The 19,557-nt window shown below is 69.6% G+C and carries 17 protein-coding genes and 1 rRNA gene; 11 read left to right on the forward strand and 7 right to left on the reverse strand.

Annotation, left to right across the window (positions count from 1 at the left end; translation table 11 throughout):
• Positions 1–258 precede the first annotated feature (258 nt).
• Positions 259–1,800 carry an FAD-binding oxidoreductase gene (locus RNB18_RS34410; RefSeq protein WP_311718001.1) on the forward strand — a complete coding sequence of 514 codons (1,542 nt, stop codon included), beginning with the start codon at positions 259–261 and terminating at the stop codon, positions 1,798–1,800.
• A gap of 10 nt (positions 1,801–1,810) precedes the next feature.
• Here RNB18_RS34410 and RNB18_RS34415 read toward each other — a convergent pair whose 3' ends face one another.
• The 3 genes from RNB18_RS34415 to RNB18_RS34425 form a co-directional block, all read right to left on the reverse strand.
• Positions 1,811–2,509: a phosphatase PAP2 family protein gene (locus tag RNB18_RS34415; protein ID WP_311718002.1), complete on the reverse strand. Its 699-nt coding sequence runs from the start codon at positions 2,507–2,509 to the stop codon at positions 1,811–1,813.
• A 169-nt stretch (positions 2,510–2,678) separates the two neighbouring features.
• Positions 2,679–3,686 (reverse strand): C40 family peptidase, encoded by a 1,008-nt coding sequence (locus RNB18_RS34420; RefSeq protein ID WP_311718003.1) that lies wholly within the window; start codon positions 3,684–3,686, stop codon positions 2,679–2,681.
• A gap of 88 nt (positions 3,687–3,774) precedes the next feature.
• Positions 3,775–4,488 carry a trypsin-like serine peptidase gene (locus RNB18_RS34425; RefSeq protein WP_394817718.1) on the reverse strand — a complete coding sequence of 238 codons (714 nt, stop codon included), beginning with the start codon at positions 4,486–4,488 and terminating at the stop codon, positions 3,775–3,777.
• A 121-nt stretch (positions 4,489–4,609) separates the two neighbouring features.
• On the opposite strand from RNB18_RS34425, the gene RNB18_RS34430 reads away from it, so the two are divergent.
• Positions 4,610–5,503, forward strand: coding sequence for an alpha/beta fold hydrolase (locus RNB18_RS34430; RefSeq protein ID WP_311718005.1), 894 nt, complete (start codon positions 4,610–4,612; stop codon positions 5,501–5,503).
• A 194-nt stretch (positions 5,504–5,697) separates the two neighbouring features.
• On the opposite strand, the gene RNB18_RS34435 is transcribed toward RNB18_RS34430, so the two are convergent.
• Entirely contained in the window at positions 5,698–6,612 is a 915-nt protein-coding gene (locus tag RNB18_RS34435; RefSeq protein WP_057608798.1) for an oxidoreductase, read from the reverse strand.
• 72 nt (positions 6,613–6,684) lie between these two features.
• On the opposite strand from RNB18_RS34435, the gene RNB18_RS34440 reads away from it, so the two are divergent.
• The 9 genes from RNB18_RS34440 (at position 6,685) to RNB18_RS34480 (ending at position 17,982) form a co-directional block, all read left to right on the forward strand.
• Positions 6,685–7,299, forward strand: a complete 615-nt coding sequence (locus RNB18_RS34440; protein WP_311718006.1) for a TetR/AcrR family transcriptional regulator — start codon at positions 6,685–6,687, stop codon at positions 7,297–7,299.
• 268 nt (positions 7,300–7,567) lie between these two features.
• Entirely contained in the window at positions 7,568–8,911 is a 1,344-nt protein-coding gene (locus RNB18_RS34445; protein WP_311718007.1) for a S53 family peptidase, read from the forward strand.
• Positions 8,912–9,257: 346 nt separating this feature from the next.
• Positions 9,258–10,532, forward strand: coding sequence for a S53 family peptidase (locus RNB18_RS34450; protein WP_311718008.1), 1,275 nt, complete (start codon positions 9,258–9,260; stop codon positions 10,530–10,532).
• 338 nt (positions 10,533–10,870) lie between these two features.
• A complete protein-coding gene (locus RNB18_RS34455; RefSeq protein ID WP_007383036.1) occupies positions 10,871–11,179 on the forward strand; it encodes a hypothetical protein in 309 nt (102 codons plus the stop codon).
• 165 nt (positions 11,180–11,344) lie between these two features.
• Positions 11,345–12,178, forward strand: coding sequence for a hypothetical protein (locus RNB18_RS34460; protein ID WP_311718009.1), 834 nt, complete (start codon positions 11,345–11,347; stop codon positions 12,176–12,178).
• Entirely contained in the window at positions 12,168–13,499 is a 1,332-nt protein-coding gene (locus RNB18_RS34465) for a hypothetical protein (protein ID WP_311718010.1), read from the forward strand. Before RNB18_RS34460 ends, RNB18_RS34465 begins: the two co-directional genes overlap by 11 nt.
• The gene (locus RNB18_RS34470) at positions 13,496–15,055 is read left to right on the forward strand and encodes an SCO6880 family protein (RefSeq protein WP_311718011.1); all 1,560 of its coding nucleotides are present in this window, start codon (positions 13,496–13,498) and stop codon (positions 15,053–15,055) included. Before RNB18_RS34465 ends, RNB18_RS34470 begins: the two co-directional genes overlap by 4 nt.
• 10 nt (positions 15,056–15,065) lie before the next feature.
• A complete protein-coding gene (locus tag RNB18_RS34475) occupies positions 15,066–16,475 on the forward strand; it encodes an ATP-binding protein (protein ID WP_280858589.1) in 1,410 nt (469 codons plus the stop codon).
• A gap of 16 nt (positions 16,476–16,491) precedes the next feature.
• A complete protein-coding gene (locus tag RNB18_RS34480; protein ID WP_311718018.1) occupies positions 16,492–17,982 on the forward strand; it encodes a type IV secretory system conjugative DNA transfer family protein in 1,491 nt (496 codons plus the stop codon).
• Positions 17,983–17,985: 3 nt separating this feature from the next.
• Here RNB18_RS34480 and RNB18_RS34485 read toward each other — a convergent pair whose 3' ends face one another.
• The 3 genes from RNB18_RS34485 to rrf form a co-directional block, all read right to left on the reverse strand.
• Positions 17,986–18,843, reverse strand: a complete 858-nt coding sequence (locus RNB18_RS34485) for a GNAT family N-acetyltransferase (protein ID WP_311718012.1) — start codon at positions 18,841–18,843, stop codon at positions 17,986–17,988.
• 26 nt (positions 18,844–18,869) lie between these two features.
• Positions 18,870–19,415 (reverse strand): GNAT family N-acetyltransferase, encoded by a 546-nt coding sequence (locus RNB18_RS34490; protein WP_311718013.1) that lies wholly within the window; start codon positions 19,413–19,415, stop codon positions 18,870–18,872.
• Between the two features lie 71 nt (positions 19,416–19,486).
• Positions 19,487–19,557 (reverse strand): 5S ribosomal RNA (gene rrf, locus RNB18_RS54175); the annotation flags it as partial.

Below are 19,557 nucleotides of genomic sequence, written 5' to 3' on the forward strand. Positions count from 1 at the left end.
CGTGCGCGAAGTCTGGGAGATACGGATGCGCGCTCGTGACGCACCACGCATCGCGTAAGGCCGAAATTAGGCAGATCAGGTGAAGGCGTTGATGGCCGGAAGTGAACTGCGGGTGAACCCCTGCAGAAGGTGCGGTGAGGTCACGGAACGCTTACGTCGAGGGCACAGTGTGATTCCGGAACCCTTCAGGGAACCCTCACCCCCTCAGCCCCGTCTCGTACCACGGAAGCCGACGAGGCGGACGAAAGGCGCGGACACATGGAACGGCGTACGTTCATCGGGGGCGGCGCAGCAGCGATCGCGGCGGTGGCCACGGCAGCGTGCGACGGCGGGGGAAGCGCCGGCGCGGCGCACAGCACCATCGGCCAGTCCCTCTCCTCCCGTACGCCCGCCGCGGCCGCCGCGAACTTGTCGGCCCTCGCCCGCGACCTGGACGGCTCCCTGGTCCGCCCCGGCGACGCCGACTGGGCGACGGCCCGGCAGCTCTACAACACCCGCTTCGACTCGCTGAAGCCCGCGGCCGTCGCGTACGTGGCGAACGCGGACGATATCCGCACTATTGTCGCTTATGCACGCGCCCACGGCATCCGCGTGGCGATCCGCAACGGCGGCCACTCCTACGCCGGCTGGTCCTCGGGAAACAACAGGCTGATCGTCGATGTCTCCCGGCTGAACCGCGTGCGCGCCTCGGGCGGCACCGCGGTGGTCGGCGCCGGCGCCAAGCTGATCGACGTCTACCGGGCCCTCACCGCCAAGGGCGTGACCATCCCGGGGGGCTCGTGCCCGACGGTCGGCGTCTCCGGTCTCACCCTGGGCGGCGGTCACGGTGTGGCCTCCCGGGCCTATGGACTGACCTGCGACAACCTCACCGGGGCGACGCTGATCACGGCCGACGGCAAGGAGCTGACCGCCGACGCGTCCACGAACAAGGACCTTTTCTGGGCGTTGCGCGGCGCGGGCAACGGCAACTTCGGCGTGGTGACCGAACTGCACTTCAGGACCCACCCCGCCCCGCAGGGCGTGACCGCGTACGCGACCTGGCCGTGGTCCAGGGCGGCCGCCGTGGTGAAGGCATGGCAGGAGTGGGGTCCCGCCCAGCCCGACGAGATCTGGTCCTCCTGCCACCTGGAGAACGGCGGCTCGCCCTCCGTGGCGGTCGCGGCGTTCTCCCTGGGCACCTACGGCGAGCTCCAGAACGCGCTCGACCGCCTGGCCGACAGGATCGGCTCACCGGCCCGCAGCGTCACCCTCAGGCGGCACTCCTACGAGAGCGCGATGGAGGCGTACGCGGGCTGCTCGTCCTTCTCCACGGACGCCAGGTGCCACCTGCCCGGCTCCACCCCGGGCCGCAACCCGCAGGGCGCACTCGGCCGCGAGACCTACGCGGCGCACTCGGACTTCTTCGACCGTTCGCTCTCGGCGGCCGGCATCCAGACCCTCCTGAGGCAGATCGCCTCGGTCCGGGGCGGCTCGGGCAGCATCGCCCTGATCGCCCTCGGCGGAGCGGTCAACCGCGTCTCCCCCACCGCGACGGCCTTCGTCCACCGCCGCTCCCGCCTGCTGGCCCAGTACATCGCGTCCTGGAAGGCGGGAACGACGGGCACGACGGCCCGGTCCTGGCTGACGGGAGCCCACGACGCGATGAGGCCGTACGCCTCGGGCGCGGCCTACCAGAACTACACGGACCCGACGCTGAAGGACTGGCGGAAGGCGTACTACGGCGACGCGGCGACCAAGCTGACCAAGGTGAAGAAGCAGTACGACCCGCAGGGGTTCTTCACCTACCCGCAGGCGCTGTAGCCGTCATGCGCTACGCGGCAAGATCCCTCTCGGAGGCCGCGGCCTCCTGCCGGGCCCCGGGAATCACCGAGGTCCCCCGCTCGACCCCTCGTGCGCGAACGATCCACGCCCCCTTCGAGGACCCCTCGACCGCCTTCATCACCGGCGTGAGAAGAGCCATCGCGAGCGGCGACAACAACAGAGTCACCGCCGTCCCGAGCGCGAACCCGCCGATGACATCCGTCGGATAGTGCACCCCCATGTACACCCGGCAGAACCCTTCGAGCAGCGCGAGCGCGATGCCGACGAGCCCGAACTTCCGGTTGGCCACGAACAACCCGGCTGCCATCGCCATGGTGATCGTCGCGTGGTCGCTCACAAAGGAGTAGTCGGTCTTCCCGGAAACCAGGACCTCGAGCCCCTCATGGGTCCGGAACGGCCGGGGCCGCTCGACGAACCCCCTTATGGGCACGTTCACCAGCACAGCCAGCGCGGCGGCGAGCGGCGCCCACACCAACGCGGCCACGGAGGAAGCCGCGTCCTCACCACCGCGCCGGCGGCCCGCCCACCAGCACCACAGGATGAGCAGCACCATCCCGAGCAGGATGCCGTACTCCCCGACGTACTCCATGACCCGGTCGAACCAGTGCGGGGCGTCCTTGGCCAGGCCGTTGATGTCGTAGAGCAGGTCGACGTCGGGGTTCGACCCGGATTCGGCGAGAACAGCCATGGTGCTGCGGCCCCTTCGTCGTCTTTCCCGGCGTACCCATGTGCGCTCGGCTACGCCCTCAGGAACGCATGGCTCCCGTTAATACGTTCCACACTCCACTGAATGATCACGCAGACGTTATCGAAGAGAGACACATCGCCGCAGCTCAGGGGGTGGGTTTCACGCTCGGTCACACCGTCGTGGGCAATGCTTTCGCGCCATCTTCGGTGACCCGGGTGGCACCGAAGTACTCAGAAGTGTCGATCGGGTCGAACCGGATCACAGCACCAGTTCTCGGTGCGTCGATCATGTACCCGCCGCCCACATAAATCCCCACATGGTGGATGGCACGCGAGTTGGTGGGGTCCTTGGAGAAGAACACCAGGTCCCCCGGCAACAGTTCACTTCTGGCCGGATGGGGGCCGGCGTTGTACTGATCGTTCGCGACGCGCGGCAGCGTGATGCCCACGCTCTCGTACGAGGCCTGCGTCAGCCCCGAACAGTCGAAGCGCCCTCCCTGCTCGGTGGTACCGGTCCCGCCCCACAGATAGGGCGTCCCGAGCTTCTTCTGCGCGTAGTAGATGGCCCCGGCGGCCTGCTTGGAGGGATCGACCCGGCTCACCGGCGCCGCGAAGCTCTCCTCCAGGGTCGTGATGGTCTTCACGTAGTTCTGGGTTTCCCTGTACGGCGGCACGCCCCCGTACTTGATGACCGCGTAGGCGCCCGCGTTGTAGGAGGCGAGCATGTTCTCGGTGAGGTTCCCCGGGACGTCCTTCACATAGGACGCGAGCGAGCAGTCGTAGGAAGCCGCCGAGGGAATCGCGTCATTGGGATCCCATACGTCCTTGTCGCCGTCGCCGTCCCCGTCGACCCCGTGCGTGGCCCAGGTCCCCGGAATGAACTGCGCTATTCCCTGCGCCGCCGCGGCGCTCTGGGCCCTCGGATTGAAGCCGCTCTCCTGGTAGAGCTGGGCGGCGAGCAGGGCCGGGTTGATGGCGGGGCAGAGGTTGCCCCACTTCTGCACGAGGTTCTGATAGGCGGCCGGAACAGCGCCCTTGGCCAGGGCTCTGGTGGCTCCGCCCACCCCGCCGGCGAGGTTGCCGGCGACGACGTAGACCCCCACGACGAGCAGCATCACGAAGCTGAGCCCCGTCCCGAGAACGGCGCCCGCCACGAGCCACGCCTTACGCACCGTCAACCGCCCCTCGCCCACTGGGAGTCCGCCCGCGTCAGTCTAGGAGCTTCCCCGCGGGAAACCGGGGTACTCGGCGGGGTCGGCGCGAAGATCAGCAGACCACGTCGCGGTAGAGCGCGGCGGCCTCCGCCCCGAGGACCACGCTGTACGACACGTCGGGCGTCGCCCCGCCCTGCTCGTGCCCGCCGAGCACCCCCACGACCTGCCCGTTCCCGTTCACCCAGGGACTGCCACTGGTCCCGCCGGTGAACTCGGGGCAGTCGATGCGCTGTTGCGTACTGCTGTGCGCGGTCGGCTTGTTGGTGCAGCTGATCGGCAGGTCACGGGAGGAGGGATACCCGGTGACGGTGACCGCGGTGGCCCCGGTGGCGGTGCCGGTCACGAACCGGTTCGCGCCGACGGCGTCCTGGATGTCCCCCTCGACCGTGGCGAAGGCGACATCGCTGTCCTCGTCCTGCGCCTCGGACCACCCGTCGGGCAGGTACCGCTTGAGCACCTTCCACTTCCCGTACGGCGCTCTGCCGTCCCGGTAGCCGGGCACGAACACGAGGTCGTCGTCGCTGTCGTCGAGACAGTGCGCGGCGGTGACGAGGAGGTCCCGGTGCGGGCTGCGGACGACGGAGGCGGTACAGAAGTGCTCCTTGCCAGCGAAGAGGGCCCCCACCCGGGCGTTCTGCGCGGTCGCCGCGGCGACCGCCGTCACCCCGAAGGGCCCCGCCCCGTCGTCGGCGACCGCCTCGGAGGCCGAGGTGACGGTGAGCAGGACGGCGGCGGCGTGGAGAGCGAGACGTGGCGTGCGCTTCACGGAGGGCAGCATTCCGCACGAAGGTGAGAAATACGTCAACGGGCGGGCACGGCCGTGGTCACCGTGTGGATCGCGCGCTCCAGGGCAGCCGGACTTCGACGACCGAACCCGGGAGGCCTGTGTGTTCGACGGTTTCGAGCTGACCCGGTGCGAGGGCGACGACGGGGTCCGGCTGCGGGTGCGGCACGGCGGCAGCGGCCCCGCCGTGCTGCTCCTGCACGGACATCCCCGTACGCACGCCACGTGGCACCGCGTCGCCCCGCTGCTGGCCGCGGCCGGTCACACCGTCGTCTGCCCCGATCTGCGCGGCTACGGCCGGTCCGACAAGCCCGCGACCGATCCGGAACACCGTCCGTACTCCAAGCGCGCCATGGCCGGCGACTGCCTCGCTGTCATGCGCCGCCTCGGGCACGAGCGGTTCGCGGTCGTCGGGCACGACCGGGGCGCGTACGTGGCCACCCGGCTCGCCCTCGACCACCCCGGGGCCGTGTCCGCCGTCAGCGTGCTGGACGCCGTCCCCATCGGGGAGGCCCTGCGCCGCTGCGACGCCGGCTTCGCCGCGAGCTGGTGGCACTGGTTCTTCCTCGGCCAGACGGACAAGCCCGCCGAGCGCGTCATCAACGCCGACCCCGACGCCTGGTACACGGCCACCGCCGAGCAGATGGGCGCCGAGGCGTACGAGGACTACCGGCACGCGATCCACGACCCGGCCACCGTGCACGCCATGTGCGAGGACTACCGGGCCGGCCTCGGTGTCGACCGGGAGCACGACGACGCCGACCGCCGGACCGGCCGGCGGATCAACAGCCCGCTCCAGATCCTGTGGGCCACCCGCGACGACATGAGGGACCTCTACGGCGACGTCCTGGACGTGTGGCGCGACTGGGCGGGCGACCGGCTGGAGGGCGGCCCGATCGACTCCGGACACCACATGGCCGAGGAGGCGCCGCAGGAACTCGCCGGCACGCTGCACGCCTTCTGGGCCAACACCGGGCACCTGACCGGGTCACCCTGAGGTCGGCGGGGCCCCGGGGCGAAGGGCTCAGCCCCGCGTCCCCACACCCTGTGGAAGGCGGCCCGATCGACTCCGGACACCACATGGCCGAGGAGGCGCCCCAGGAACTCGCCGGCACGCTGCACGCCTTCTGGGCGAACGCCGGGCACCTGACCGGGTCACCCTGAGGTCGGCGGGGCCCCGGGCGAATCGGCTCAGCCCCGTGTCCCCACACCCTGTGGATAACGCGTCCCCGTCAGCTCCTCCGACGCCGTCCACAGGCGCCGGGCGACGTCGGCGTCGCTCGCGGCCGTGCTCCGGCCCACCAGGGTCGGTGCGCCCCTCATCTCGCCGAGCCCGTCCGGACCGACATAGCTCGCCCCCGGCAGCTCCTGTGTCGCCGCGTACAGCGTGGGCAGCGCGCCCGCGCGGTCGTCCTGCGCCAGGAACCTGTTGCCGAACTTCATGAACACCCGGGCCGCCGAACTCGCCGCGTGGCTCTGCAGGTTGGTGGCCGAGTAGCCGGGGTGGGCCGCCAGGGCGCGGACCCCGGAGCCCGACTCCGTCAGCCGCCGCTGGAGTTCCAGCACGAACAGCAGGTTCGCCAGCTTCGACTGGCCGTAGACGCCCCTCGGGTCGTAGTCCGACGTCCTGTTCAGGTCGTCGAAGTGGATCCGCTGGTCGCCCCAGCGGTGCGCCCCCGAGGACACCGTCACGACCCGGTCGGTAACGTACGGCAACAGCAGGTTCGTCAGCGCGAAGTGGCCCAGATGGTTCGTGCCGAACTGCATCTCGAAGCCGTCCGCCGTCCGCTGCTGCGGGACCATCATCACGCCCGCGTTGTTGATCAGCAGATCCAGCGGACGGTCCCACCCCGCCGCGAACTCCCGCACCGACGACAGGTCCGCCAGATCCAGCCGCCGGACCTCCGTACTGCCGTTCACGGTCCGCGCCGCCGCCTCACCGCGCTCCGGGTCCCGTACGGCGAACACGACATGCGCGCCCGCCCCGGCCAGGGCCTGCGCGGCCCGGAGTCCGATTCCGCTGTTCGCCCCCGTGACCACCGCCGTGCGGCCGGTCTGGTCGGGGAGGCGGGTCGCGTTCCACTTCTGCTGCTTGTCGGTAGCCATACGCCCGAATGTAGACGCCGCCAACAATGCTGTCAATGACAACAATGCTGGCATCGACTACATCCGGATACGATGGCACCCATGCCAGCCGAGAAGCCCGAGACCCGCCCCTACCACCACGGAGACCTGCGCTCCGCCCTCCTCGCCGCCGCCGAACGCACCCTCCGCGACAAGGGCAGCGCCTCCCTCTCCCTGCGTGAACTCGCCCGCGACCTCGGCGTCAGCCACGCCGCCCCCGGCCGGCACTTCAAGGACAAGCAGGCCCTGCTCAACGCCCTCGCCCTGGTCGGATACGACCGCATGGCCGAGGCACTCGAAGCCGCCGACGAACCGGGGCTCCCCCTCCAGGACCGCCTCACCGTCCTGGCCCGGACCTACCTCGGCTTCGCCATCGACAACGCCGAGCTCCTCGAGCTGATGTACGCCCGCAAGCACGAGCCCGACGCCGCCGAGCAGATGGCCGCAGCGATCGACCGCACGGTCGGCGCCCTGGAGCGGGCCGTCGCCGCCGCCCAGCAGCACGGCGAGATCGTCGACGGCGACCCCGAGCAGCTCACCCTCGTCGTGGGCACCGCCCTCCACGGCCTCGCGTCCCTCGCCGTCACCGGCAAGTTCACCACCGAGGCCGCCATGGCCACCGTGTCGGGACTCGTCCATCACCTGATGTACGGCCTCAAGCCCCGCTGACCGGGAGCCTCGGCCCGCCGTCACGCATCCGGGAGTTGTGTGCGACGCGTGTAGATGGTCAAGCCGTGACCATCCCCCGCCCATCCGCCCGCCATTGATCAGCAATCCCCCAACACCCTTGGGTATGGCGGAAGTCAGGATTCCACCGCCTGTCTTGTTGTCACGTACTCAACAAGGCGATGGTCTACGCGGGTCGCCGCCCCCACCGGGAACCTCACCGGTGGTCCCCCACCGCAGGCCTCTGCAACCACTCTCAGGAGGCTGTACGTTGCGTACTTCCCGTTCCCCCCACACGTCCGGCAGATGGCGTCGGGCCGGCTCCACCGCCGTGGCCACCTCCGCCCTCGTCCTCGCCGGACTCGGCACCGCCGTCCACGCGACCGCGGCCACGCCCGACCACGTGAGCGCCAAAGCCGTCGCCACCGCCGTCGCCAAGGCCCATGTGCAGTACGAGAGCGCGTGTGACGCCACCCCCAAGAAGGGCTACGCCGCCTGCAACGCCCTGCGCGTCACCGGCGGCACCACCGCGTTCATGGAGAAGCAGGCCGCGCTGAAGGGCATGACCGCCAAGACGCTCAAGCCGAACGCCTCCTCCGCGAGCCCGACCGGCTACGGCCCGAGCGACCTCCAGTCGGCGTACGGCCTGACCTCCGCGTCCGCCTCCAACGGCTCCGGCGAGACCATCGCCATCGTCGACGCCTACGACGACCCCAACGCCGCCGCCGACCTGGCCACCTACCGCAGCTACTACGGCCTGCCGGCCTGCACCACCGCCAACGGCTGCTTCAAGAAGGTCTCCCAGACCGGCTCCACGACCTCCCTCCCCACTGCCGACAGCGGCTGGGCCGGTGAGATCTCCCTCGACCTCGACATGGTCTCCGCCATCGCCCCGAACGCCAAGATCCTGCTGGTCGAGGCGAGTTCGTCGAGCATGGCCAACCTGGGCAAGGCCGTGAACGAGGCCGTCACCCTGGGTGCCAAGTTCGTCTCCAACTCCTACGGCGGCTCCGAGTCCTCCTCGGACACCTCCTACGACTCCTCGTACTTCAACCACCCCGGTGTGGCGATCACCGTCTCCGCCGGCGACGAGGGCTACGGCGCCGAATACCCGGCCGCCTCCAAGTACGTCACCGCGGTCGGCGGCACCAAGCTGTCCACCTCCTCCACCTCCCGCGGCTGGACCGAGAGCGTCTGGAAGACCAGCTCCACCGAGGGCACGGGTTCGGGCTGCTCCTCGTACGACGCCAAGCCCTCCTGGCAGACCGACACCGGCTGCACCAAGCGCATGATCGCCGACGTCTCCGCCGTCGCCGACCCTGCCACCGGCGTCTCCGTCTACGACTCCTACGGCTCGGACGGCACGGGCTGGAACACCTACGGCGGCACCAGCGCCTCGTCCCCCATCATCGCGTCGGTGTACGCCCTCGCGGGCACCCCGGGCAGCAGCGACTACCCGGCCCAGTACCCCTACGAGGACACCACCGCCCTCAACGACGTGACCTCCGGCAACAACGGCACCTGCTCCACGAGCTACTTCTGCACCGCCAAGTCGGGCTACGACGGCCCGACCGGCCTGGGTACCCCGGCAGGCCTGGGCGCCTTCACCGGCTGATCCGGTCCATGAGTGTCCCCGTCGGGTCACGGGGGCGCCGCCCTCGAGAGGGGGACGTGGGGTCCCCTCGGCGGCACAACGGCAACGGGTCGCGACATCCGGTCGCGGCCCGTTCGCCGTGTCCACACGAGTCAAGTCACCACCGCCCGCAGTCCATCGAGCGGCCATGCACCAGTAAGCCCGGGACAACTTTCGGTATGGCGAAGGTCAGAATTCCAGCCATTCTCTGTTGTCGCGTACGGATCAAGGTGGACCGTGTCACAGGCCGCCGCCCGCCGCCGGGGAAACCGTACCGACGGCACGCACCCGCACCGCCCCTGTTCCCTCACCATCAGGAGGCTGCACCTTGCGTACCAACTTCCCCCACATACGCCTGAGATGGCACCGCGTCGGCTCCGCCACGGCCGTCACCGCCGCCCTCGTCCTCGCCGGCTTCGGCACCGCGGTCCACGCGGACGCGACGACCTCGTCCAAGGTCACCTGGGCCGCGACTCCCTGCGCCACCCCCAAGAAGACCGGCGAACTCGCCTGCAACTCCCTCCGCGTGACGGGCGGCACCACCGCCTTCCAGAAAGCCCGCGGCATCACCCCGAAGGCCGCCGACGCCGCCACCCCCTCCGGCTACGGCCCGAGCGACCTCCAGTCGGCGTACGGCCTGACCTCCGCGTCCGCCGCCAACGGCTCCGGCGAGACCATCGCCATCGTCGACGCCTACAACGACCCGAACGCCGAGGCGGACCTCGCCAAGTACCGCTCGTACTACGGCCTGCCGGCCTGCACCAGCGCGAGCGGCTGCTTCAAGAAGGTCAGTCAGACCGGCTCCACGACCTCCCTGCCCACCAGCGACGCCGGCTGGTCCGAGGAGATCTCCCTCGACCTCGACATGGTCTCCGCCATCGCCCCGAACGCCAAGATCCTCCTCGTCGAGGCCAAGTCCGCCACCATGGCCAACCTGGGCAAGGCCGTGAACGAGGCCGTCACCCTGGGCGCCAAGTTCGTCTCCAACTCCTACGGCGGCTCCGAGTCCTCCTCGGACACCTCCTACGACTCCTCGTACTTCAACCACCCCGGCGTCGCCATCACCGTCTCCGCCGGCGACGAGGGCTACGGCGCCGAATACCCGGCCGCCTCCAAGTACGTGACGTCGGTGGGCGGCACCGCGCTCTCCACCTCCTCCACCACCCGCGGCTGGACCGAGACCGTCTGGAAGACCAGCTCCACCGAGGGCACCGGTTCAGGCTGCTCGTCCTATGACGCCAAGCCGAGCTGGCAGACCGACACCGGCTGCACCAAGCGCATGATTTCGGACGTCTCCGCCGTCGCCGACCCGGCCACCGGCGTCTCCGTCTACGACTCCTACGGCGTCACCGCCGGCTGGTACACGTTCGGCGGCACCAGCGCCTCGTCCCCCATCATCGCGGCCGTCTACGCCCTCGCGGGCACCCCCGGCAGCAGTGACTACCCGGCGCAGTACCCCTACGCGCACACGTCCTCCCTCAACGACGTGACATCGGGCAACAACGGCAGCTGCTCGACGAGCTACTTCTGCACCGCCACCTCGGGCTACGACGGCCCGACCGGCCTGGGTACCCCCAAGGGAGTGAGCGCCTTCACCGGCTGACTCTCCGTCAACGAACGGGCCGCGGGCTCCCCTACCGCGGCCCGTTCGCCATGCCGGTAGCCCTCCGGGTTAGCCTTCACCCGCAGAACATCGGTGCCAGAAGCGCCGCAGGTCGTAGGAGGGGTCAACGACGGAACCACACGACAGGTTCCGCTCAGGCCTCATTGCCCGGCGTTACCTGCCGTGATACACAGAGTGACCAGACAGTCATTCGTACGAAACCCGCCAACCAATGCCGCCAAGTCGACATACGACGGCAGAATTGTCGGCGACAATGAGGCCTGACCTCTGCGCACACGCAGGGGAAACGGAACTACCCACCAGGGGCGGTGACTTACATGCTCTTTGCGGCCGACAAGGGAGACATCAACACCATCATCGGCGGGATCGCTCCGGACTGGGGCCCCTTCGGGGCGCTGGGGACCGAGGCGAAGACGATGATCCAGGTCGTCATGGCGGTCGCCATCCTGCTCTGCCTCGGCATCGCCATCTGGGGCGCCGCCAAACAGCGCATCGGAGCCACCGCACTGCGGGACACCTTCAGCGCGGAACAGGGCAAGGGCCTCATCATCGCGGGGCTGACGGGAGTCTTCATCATCGGCTCCCTGGGCACGCTCTTCACCATCGTGTACGGCATGGCCGTATAGCCGCCCCGTCCGGTACAGCCCCTCCACCCCACCCGTCCGCAGTGCCCACCGGCTGAGGTTGCGTTCCCTGATGTCGAGTCACCACACCGCACCCGCGCGGGAACCAGCGCGGCTACCGTCGTACTCCTACGCGTTTTCGTACGACGTCGAGGGGACGTGAGCGGCATGAGTCTCGGAGACGACCAAGAGGGCTCCGGCGGCTACGGCGGCACGGGCCAGACCCGCACCCGGTACCCGGAGGGCAGCAGCGACGTCTACGGCGGCGCCCGCCGGGGCAGCCGCTCGTCCTCCAGAAGCCTGGTCACCGTGGTCGGCGTCATCGTCCTCCTGATCGCCGCGATCGCCTTCGCGAACCGTGGGGGAGACGATTCCTCTTCTTCGGCAGAGGGGACGGCGGGACAGCCGAAGGCCTCGTCCACGGCACCGAGCGGAACCAAGCCGGTGCAGTCCACCCCGGGCGTCATCCCGACGGGGTACGCGCATGACGCACAGGGGGCACAGAGCGCGGCGGCGAACTATGCGACGGTCTTGGTCTCCGCCGATATCCTGAAGCCGGCCCGGAGAGCCGAGCTCGTCCAGCAGGTCTTCGTGACGGACAAGCAGGCCGCCCTGACCGCCAAGCTTGACAAGGCATACTCCGCGGAGTTCCTGAGCAAGCTCGGCCTCGACCAGAACGGTGACGCGGCCGCAGGCGATACCTATGTCTCTCGCACTGTCCCGATCGGCACCAAGGTCACGAGCGCATCGGCCACCTCAGCGGCCGTCGAGGTCTGGTGCACCGGCTTGTACGGCACGGCTGGCGCCGACTCGACCGACCCGGTGACAACCGACTGGTTCACCATGATCCTCCAAATGCGCTGGGCTGACAGCGACTGGAAGGTCGACAGCTTCTCCCAGAAGGACGGTCCCGCTCCCGTTCCTGGGGATGACAAGGCGTCGAGCGCTGACGAAATGGCAAAGGCCGTCCAGGAGTACGGAGGCTTCACTTATGCCCGGTAGCCAGCGCCTCGCACTCAAGGTCACCGCCGCAGTCGCCACCGTACAGACCGCCGTCGTGCTGCTCGCCGCCCGCGCCGCAGCCGCACCTACACCCACGCCGACCCCCACCGAGTCCGCCGACAACTGCAGCCTCCTGTCGGGCCAGGCCAAGCAGATCTGCGAAGGTGACTCCTCGGGCGGATCCTCCGGCGGATCCCCCTCCCTGGACCCCACCTCCACCCTCGACCCCATGTCCTCCCTGGCCAACAGCTGCGCAAAGGCCGCCGCCTGGACCATCGACAAGCTCAGCGAGGCCGTCAAGAACACCGCGAACGTCGACTTCACCAACCAGAAGTTCCTCCAGCAGTACGCGGTCGTCTTCGCGGCATCGACCATCCTCACCCTTCTCCTGTGGCTGCTGGCCGTAGCCAAGCGCGCGGTGCGAGGCGTCCCCCTCACCACCGCCATCAGCGAGGCGATCGGGTTCCTGTGGCTGACCGTGCTCGCGTCCGCCTTCACCCCCCTCATCCTCTACACCGTCGTCTCGGCCACCGACGGCGTCTCAGAGGTCCTCGCGAAGGCCACCGGCGACCAGACCGACACCTTCTTCGGCACCTTCTCCGGCGCCCTGGAGAAGGGCAACGACATCGGCGGCGGCCCCATCATGCTGATCGTCGTCTCCCTGGTCAGCATCCTCGCCGCCGGCGTCCTGTGGCTGGAGCTCGTCATCAGAGCCGCCCTCCTCTACGTCGGCGCCCTCCTCGGCACCGTCGTCTACGCCGGCCTCGTCGACAAGAACCTCTGGGGCCACGTCCGCCGCTGGGCCGGCATCATGATCGCCGTCATCCTGGTCAAACCGGTGATCGTCATCGTCCTCGGCCTCGCCGGCGCGCTCTCCTCCGACGACGGCCCCGACGCCTTCTCCGCCGTCGTCTCCGGCCTCGCCATCATCCTGCTCGCCATCTTCGCCAGCGCGATGATCTACCGTTTCGTCCCCGGCTTCGGCGACGAGATCGCCGGCTCCCGCAACAACCGCATCATGCAGAACGCCGAGGGCAAGGCCGCCGCGGTGATCAGCTCCCCGGCCACCCTGGTCGCCCAGGGCATCAAGACCCACAGCTCCCGGGCCGACAACAACGGTCAGGCCTCCGGAGGTTCGGGCGCCCGCCCGAGCAACCCGGCGTCCGGCGGAGTCGCCGCCCACAGCTCGCGCACCCCGAACGGAGGCGGCGGATCTGTCCCCTCCGCCGCTCCCGCTCCCCGCGCGGGCAACGCGGTGAACACCCCGCACGCCGGCAACCGCAACGCAGGCAGCAACAGCACAGGAGGTGACGGGCGTTGACGACCGAGTCCCACGTGTCGCATACGGTCACGCCCCGCCGTACATATCTGATCGGCCGCGCCCGGCCGAACGCGATCGTCGGCCGCAATCGCGAGACGGGCGAGATCGCGCTCATCATCGTGGGCGCGTTCCTCGGCATGATGTGCGGGCTCCTCGTCCCGGTGCTCTCCCTGCGCATCGTGCTGCTGATGGGCTTCCCGCTCGTCGCGCTCGCCGCGGTCTACGTTCCGTACAAGCGCCGCACGTTCTACAAGTGGTTCGAGATCAACCGCAGTTACAAGCGGAGCCTGCGCCAGGGCACGGCCTACCGCTCCTCCGTGATGGAGGCCGGCACCCACGTCGACGGCCGCGAGGTCGAGGTCGGCCCGCCCCCCGGCATCGGCCGGATCAACTGGCTCGCCGCCCCGTTCGGCCCCGACGAAATCGCCGTACTGCTCCACGCGGACCGCCGCACGGTGACGGCCGCGATCGAGATCGAGGGCCCCGGCGTCGGCCTGCGCGACTCCGAGGACCAGGAAGCCCTCGTCGACCGCTTCGGCACCCTCCTCAAGCACGTGGCCAACGGCGACGGCTTCGTCACCCGCATCCAGATGCTCGCCCGCACTCTCCCCGCCGACCCCGACGCCCACGCCAAGGACGTCGCGATGCGCGGGGACGACAGGGCACTGCCGTGGCTGCAGACGTCGTACGACCAACTCCAGTCGATGGTGTCGACCAGCAGCGAGCAGCACCGCGCGTACCTCGTCGCCTGCATGCACTTCAACCGCGAACTCGCCGCCGAGGCCCAGGCGATGGCCCGCGCGGCCCGCCCCCAGTCCGGCCGCAGGCTCGACCGGGACGCAGGGCTCGCCGTCGTCATGGCGCGTGAGCTGACCGACATCTGCTCCCGCCTCCAGGAGGCCGACATCCGCGTGCGCCAGCCGCTCGGCCAGGGCCGGCTGGCCTCACTGATCCACTCCATGTACGACCCCGACCACCCCATCGACCACATCCAGGCGATGACCAAGCGCAACGCCTGGCCGGCCGAACTCGACGCCATGGAACCGACGTTCCTCCAGGCGAAGACCCGGGAGTCCAGCACCCGCGCGCCCTGGTGCCACGCCACGGCCTGGGTGAAGGAGTGGCCGATGACCCCGGTGGGCGTCAACTTCCTGGCACCCCTGCTCGTCCACACCCCGGACGTCATCCGAACGGTCGCCGTGACGATGGATCTCGAGCCCACCGAGGTAGCCATCGAACGCATGTTGACCGAAAAGACCAACGACGAGGCCGAGGCCTCCCGCGCCGCCAAGATGAACCGCACCGTCGACCCCCGCGACGTCGCCTCCCACAACCGCCTGGACCAGCGCGGCGAGGACCTCGCGAGCGGCGCGGCCGGCGTCAACCTGGTCGGCTACATCACCGTCTCCTCCCGTAACCCCGAGGCCCTGGCCCGCGACAAGCGGACCATCCGGGCGTCGGCCGGAAAGTCGTACCTGAAACTGGAGTGGTGCGACCGCGAGCACCATCGCGCCTTCGTGAACACCCTTCCGTTCGCCACCGGCATTCGAAGGTAGGGGCTGCCGCATGCGGGATCCGATGTCCATCCTCACCGACGCCTTCACGTCCTTCCTTTTCGGAAAGGTCGAGACGACCCGCCTGCCGGTCCGCACCTCCACCGGCCAGGCGCAGGCGGTCTACCTCCCGACCGCAGCGCCGGGCCTCGGCGACTCGGGCGTGATCATCGGCCGCGAGGTCTACTCCGGAAAGGGCTACATCTACGACCCCTTCCAGCTCTACGGCCAGCAGCTCCCGGCACCTCACTGGCTGGTCCTGGGCGAGTCCGGCAACGGCAAGTCGGCGCTCGAGAAGACGTATGTCCTACGGCAGCTGCGCTTCCGTGACCGCCAGGTCGTCGTCCTGGACGCCCAGGGCGAGGACGGCGTCGGTGAATGGAACCTGATCGCGCAGGAGTTGGGGATAACTCCCATCCGCCTGGACCCGATGGCCGCCCTGGACATGGGGATCCGACTCAACCCGCTCGACCCCGCGATCACGACGACCGGCCAGCTCGCCCTGCTCCGGACCATCATCGAGGTCGCGATGGGCCACGGCCTCGACGAGCGCTCCGGCTTCGCGCTGAAGGTCGCGCACGCCTACGTCAACGAGACGATCGTCGACCGCCAGCCGATCCTCACGGACATCGTGGAGCAGCTACGGCACCCCGAGCCCGAGTCGGCCGAGGCGATGAACGTCGACATAGAGGACGTCCGCGCGTGGGGGCTCGATGTCGCCCTGGTCATCGACCGCCTGGTCGACGGTGACCTGCGGGGCATGTTCGACGGCCCGACAACGGTCGGCATCGACCTGGACGCGCCGCTGATCGTCTTCGATTTGTCCCACATCGACCGCAACTCCATCGCCATGCCCATCCTCATGGCGATCGTCGGAGTTTGGCTGGAACACACCTGGATCCGCCCCGACCGCAAGAAGCGCATCTTCCTGGTCGAGGAGGCCTGGCACATCATCGCCAGCCCCTTCGTGGCCCAGCTCTTCCAGCGGCTGCTGAAGTTCGGCCGGCGGCTCGGCCTGTCCTTCGTCGCGGTCGTCCACCACCTGTCCGACGTCGTGGACGGAGCGGCGGCGAAGGAGGCCGCGGCGATCCTGAAGATGGCGTCGACGAGGACGATCTACGCCCAGAAGGCGGACGAGGCGCGTGCGACGGGCCGAGTCCTGGGCCTGCCCCGTTGGGCGGTCGAGATCATCCCCTCCCTCACCCCCGGCATCGCCGTCTGGGACGTCAACGGCAATGTCCAGGTGGTCAAACACCTGGTCACCGAGACCGAACGCCCCCTGGTCTTCACCGACCGCGCGATGACGGAGTCCTCCAGCGACCTGACCGACGACGCCCTGCGCGCGGCGGAGTTGGAGGCGGAGGAGCGGGCGGCGGCCTTCGTGGAGCAGCACCTGGGCGACTCCGAGTCGACAGTGGCGTAGGAGGGGCGGGCAAGTGGTGAGACCTGACGACCGCCGACAAGGCGGTCAGGGAGGCCAGGGAGGCGTCCCGGACGGGCTGTTGGTCGGCATACTCGCCTTCCTCCTCGGCATGACCCTGCTGATCTGGACGGCGACGGGCCTCGCGGGCCTGTTCGCCCACGGCGACTGGCCCAAGAGCGTCACCTTCACCCGCACCCCCCAGGCCATGCGCCATCTCATCGGCCACCCCCAGGACATGTCCGGCGCCTGGCCCGACACCCCCGCCGGCGGGCTCTCCGGCTACGGCCTGGTCTGGGGCCTGTTCATCGGCCAGCTGCTGATCCTGGTCGTCCTGACGATCTTCGTGATGGGCACACTGGCCCGCTGGAGGGCGGTACGGGCGAGGACGAGAGCGGAGAAACTGGCCGCCCGGGAACGACGTTCGCAACCCGAACCGGTCCACGAGGTACCGATCCCGAGGCCGGCGCCAGAGCCGCAGCCACAACCGCAACCGGCCACGGCTCCCCTCCCCACCGAGCCACTCAAGATGCCCATTTCCCTGTCCCAGGGTGAACCGGCGGCCGGGTGGGAGACACCCCGCCCCGAAGGCGCGGTGCTCTACGCCCCGAGAGAATCCCGCCACCCCACCGCGACCCAGGCCATCAGGGACGCGGAAGGCCCCACCCTCGTCGTCACTTCGAACCCCGCGATCTGGCAGGACACCAAGGACGCCAAAGCCAAACTGGGCCCGGTCCACGTCTACGACCCCACCCACCTCTGCGACACCCCGGCCCGCCTCCACTGGTCCCCCACCACAGGCTGCGAGACCAAGGAAACAGCCAAGGCAAGGGCACAGGCCCTCCTCGCCCCCGTCCGCCCCACCGCAAGGATCGACCAGGCCGTGGCCGACGTGGCCGAAACACTCCTGCGCAGCTACCTCCACGCCGCGGCGATAGAAGCCCGCACCATCCGCCACGTCCACCGCTGGTGCCAGGGCGCCCAGATCCAGGACGCCGTGAGAACCCTCCGCACCAACCCCAAGGCGGCCCCAGGCTCCGCCGGCGAACTCGAAGCGGCCCTCACCGCGCACCCCGAACGCCGCGACATCGCCCAGGAGTTGACCAGCCGGGCCCTCTCCGCCCTCTTCACGGTCAACATCCGCGAGGCATGCACTCCCAACCGAAATGATGCCCTCGCCTTGGATTCCTTCGTCGACGAAGGGGGCACGCTTTATGTGGTGGGTGAATCCATCGAGGACCCCAGGACCAATCCGGGCGCGATGCCCCTTCTGACGGCCCTCATCTCAAGCGTGGTCGAGCGTGGCCGGCGCATGGCCGAACGGTCATCCTCCGGTCGCCTCGACCCACCACTGACGCTCGTCCTGGACGACGTCGCAGCCGTGGCTCCGCTTCCCCAGCTCCCGGAGCTGCTGGCCGCCGGAGCGGACCGGGGGCTACCGACCCTGGCCCTGCTCCGGTCCCGCGAACAGGCCCGCACCCGCTGGCCGGACGCGGACCTCCCGGCATAGAGCTCAGAAGTCGTACGCAGCCCAGTCGACGACCGGAACGTACCCGAGGCGCCGATAGAGGGCGTTGCTGGTGGGGTTGGCCGCGTCCGTGAACAGCACGACATCCTCGGCGCCCCCGGCCAGCGCGGCCCGGCTCACCTCGGCCGTCACCGCACCCGCGTATCCGCGACCGCGCAGAGGGGCCGGGGTGTACACGGGGTCCACCTGGACCAGCCCGGCGACCATGGGGTTCGCCCCCGCCATGGAGACGGGCGTACCGTCCGGAGCCTCCCAGAACGTGTAGCGCTTGTCCGCGAAGCGGGTGCCGGCCCAGGAGTCGGCGTCGATGGTGACGGCTTCCCCCACGTCCGCGGCGAACCCGCGGCACAGCCTCATGAGTTGCTCGAGGTCCTGCTCCCCCACGGCCCGGCCCCGTCCCGCCGGGAACGGCTCCGGCGGGACGAGCGTCCCGAGGCGGTGCAGACAGAGCCGGATGCGCACGCTCGGCGTCGCCCCGGTGTGCCGCTGCCAGGCCTCGGCGAAAGCGGCGGCGGTGGCGGCATCCGCGCTGACGGACGGAACGGAGTGCCCGAGGCCGACCAGACGGGCGGCGAGGGCGTCGGCCTGCTCAGCGGTGAGAGGAGTGAGGCTCAGGCCACGGCTGGGCGACAGGCGGTAGAAGGCGCCGTGCACCTCACCGGCCCGCTCCAACCAAGCGAAGACGGCGGCTTCGGCACCGTACGCGGCCGCCCCGCGCGCACGAAGTCTCGCGGTCCACGTCAGCGGCATGATGTGCGGGACAGGACGTGAGCGCAGGAACTCCCCGGCCCGAGCGAGAAAGTCGTCGATGTCTTCGGTGAGGTGCCAGTCGTCCGGGCGCATGCTTCATGATCCCTGATGAACGCACCTCAGTCGCGCTCCAGCACGAACTCCAGCTCTGACTCCCCCGCAACCTGCGGCAACGACACCCGTATCCCGCTCGGCACGAACCCCACCTTGCGATAGAGGCCCTGCGCCCGCCCGTTGTCCTCGTGCACGATGAGCCGCACCCGCTCGGCCCCGGCCCCCCAGGCCCACTCCAGACCCGCCGCGAACAGCGCCCTGGTCAGCTCGCCCCCACGCGCCTCGGGCTGTATGTACACCCCGACGATGTGCCCCTGCCGCCGTTCGACCGGAAACCCGGCCCAGTCCGTGGTCCCCGCCTCCTCCAGCAGTACGACCAACTGCCCGAGCCACCGACCGTCAGACCCCTCGGCGACGAAGTGCTGCGCCCCGGTCTCCCCTTCGGCGGCCCCGGCCGCCCTGTCCTCCCAGAAGGAGTCCGGGCGGGCGACGGCTTCTTCGTAGGTCTCCAGAAAGGCCAGGTGCGCCACCGGATCCCGCAGCGAGTCGAGCCTGAGCTCCTTCACCGCGGGCCACTCATCGGCCCGTATGGACCGGATCACGTAACCCATGCCGGCCACAGTAGTACCTGAAATGCAGAAAGGCCCACACCATAAGGTGTGGGCCTTTCTGTCTAAAAGGAGTTCGGCGGTGTCCTACTCTCCCACAGGGTCCCCCCTGCAGTACCATCGGCGCTGTAAGGCTTAGCTTCCG

It is taken from the genome of Streptomyces doebereineriae (assembly GCF_031845645.1).
Taxonomy (GTDB): domain Bacteria; phylum Actinomycetota; class Actinomycetes; order Streptomycetales; family Streptomycetaceae; genus Streptomyces; species Streptomyces canus.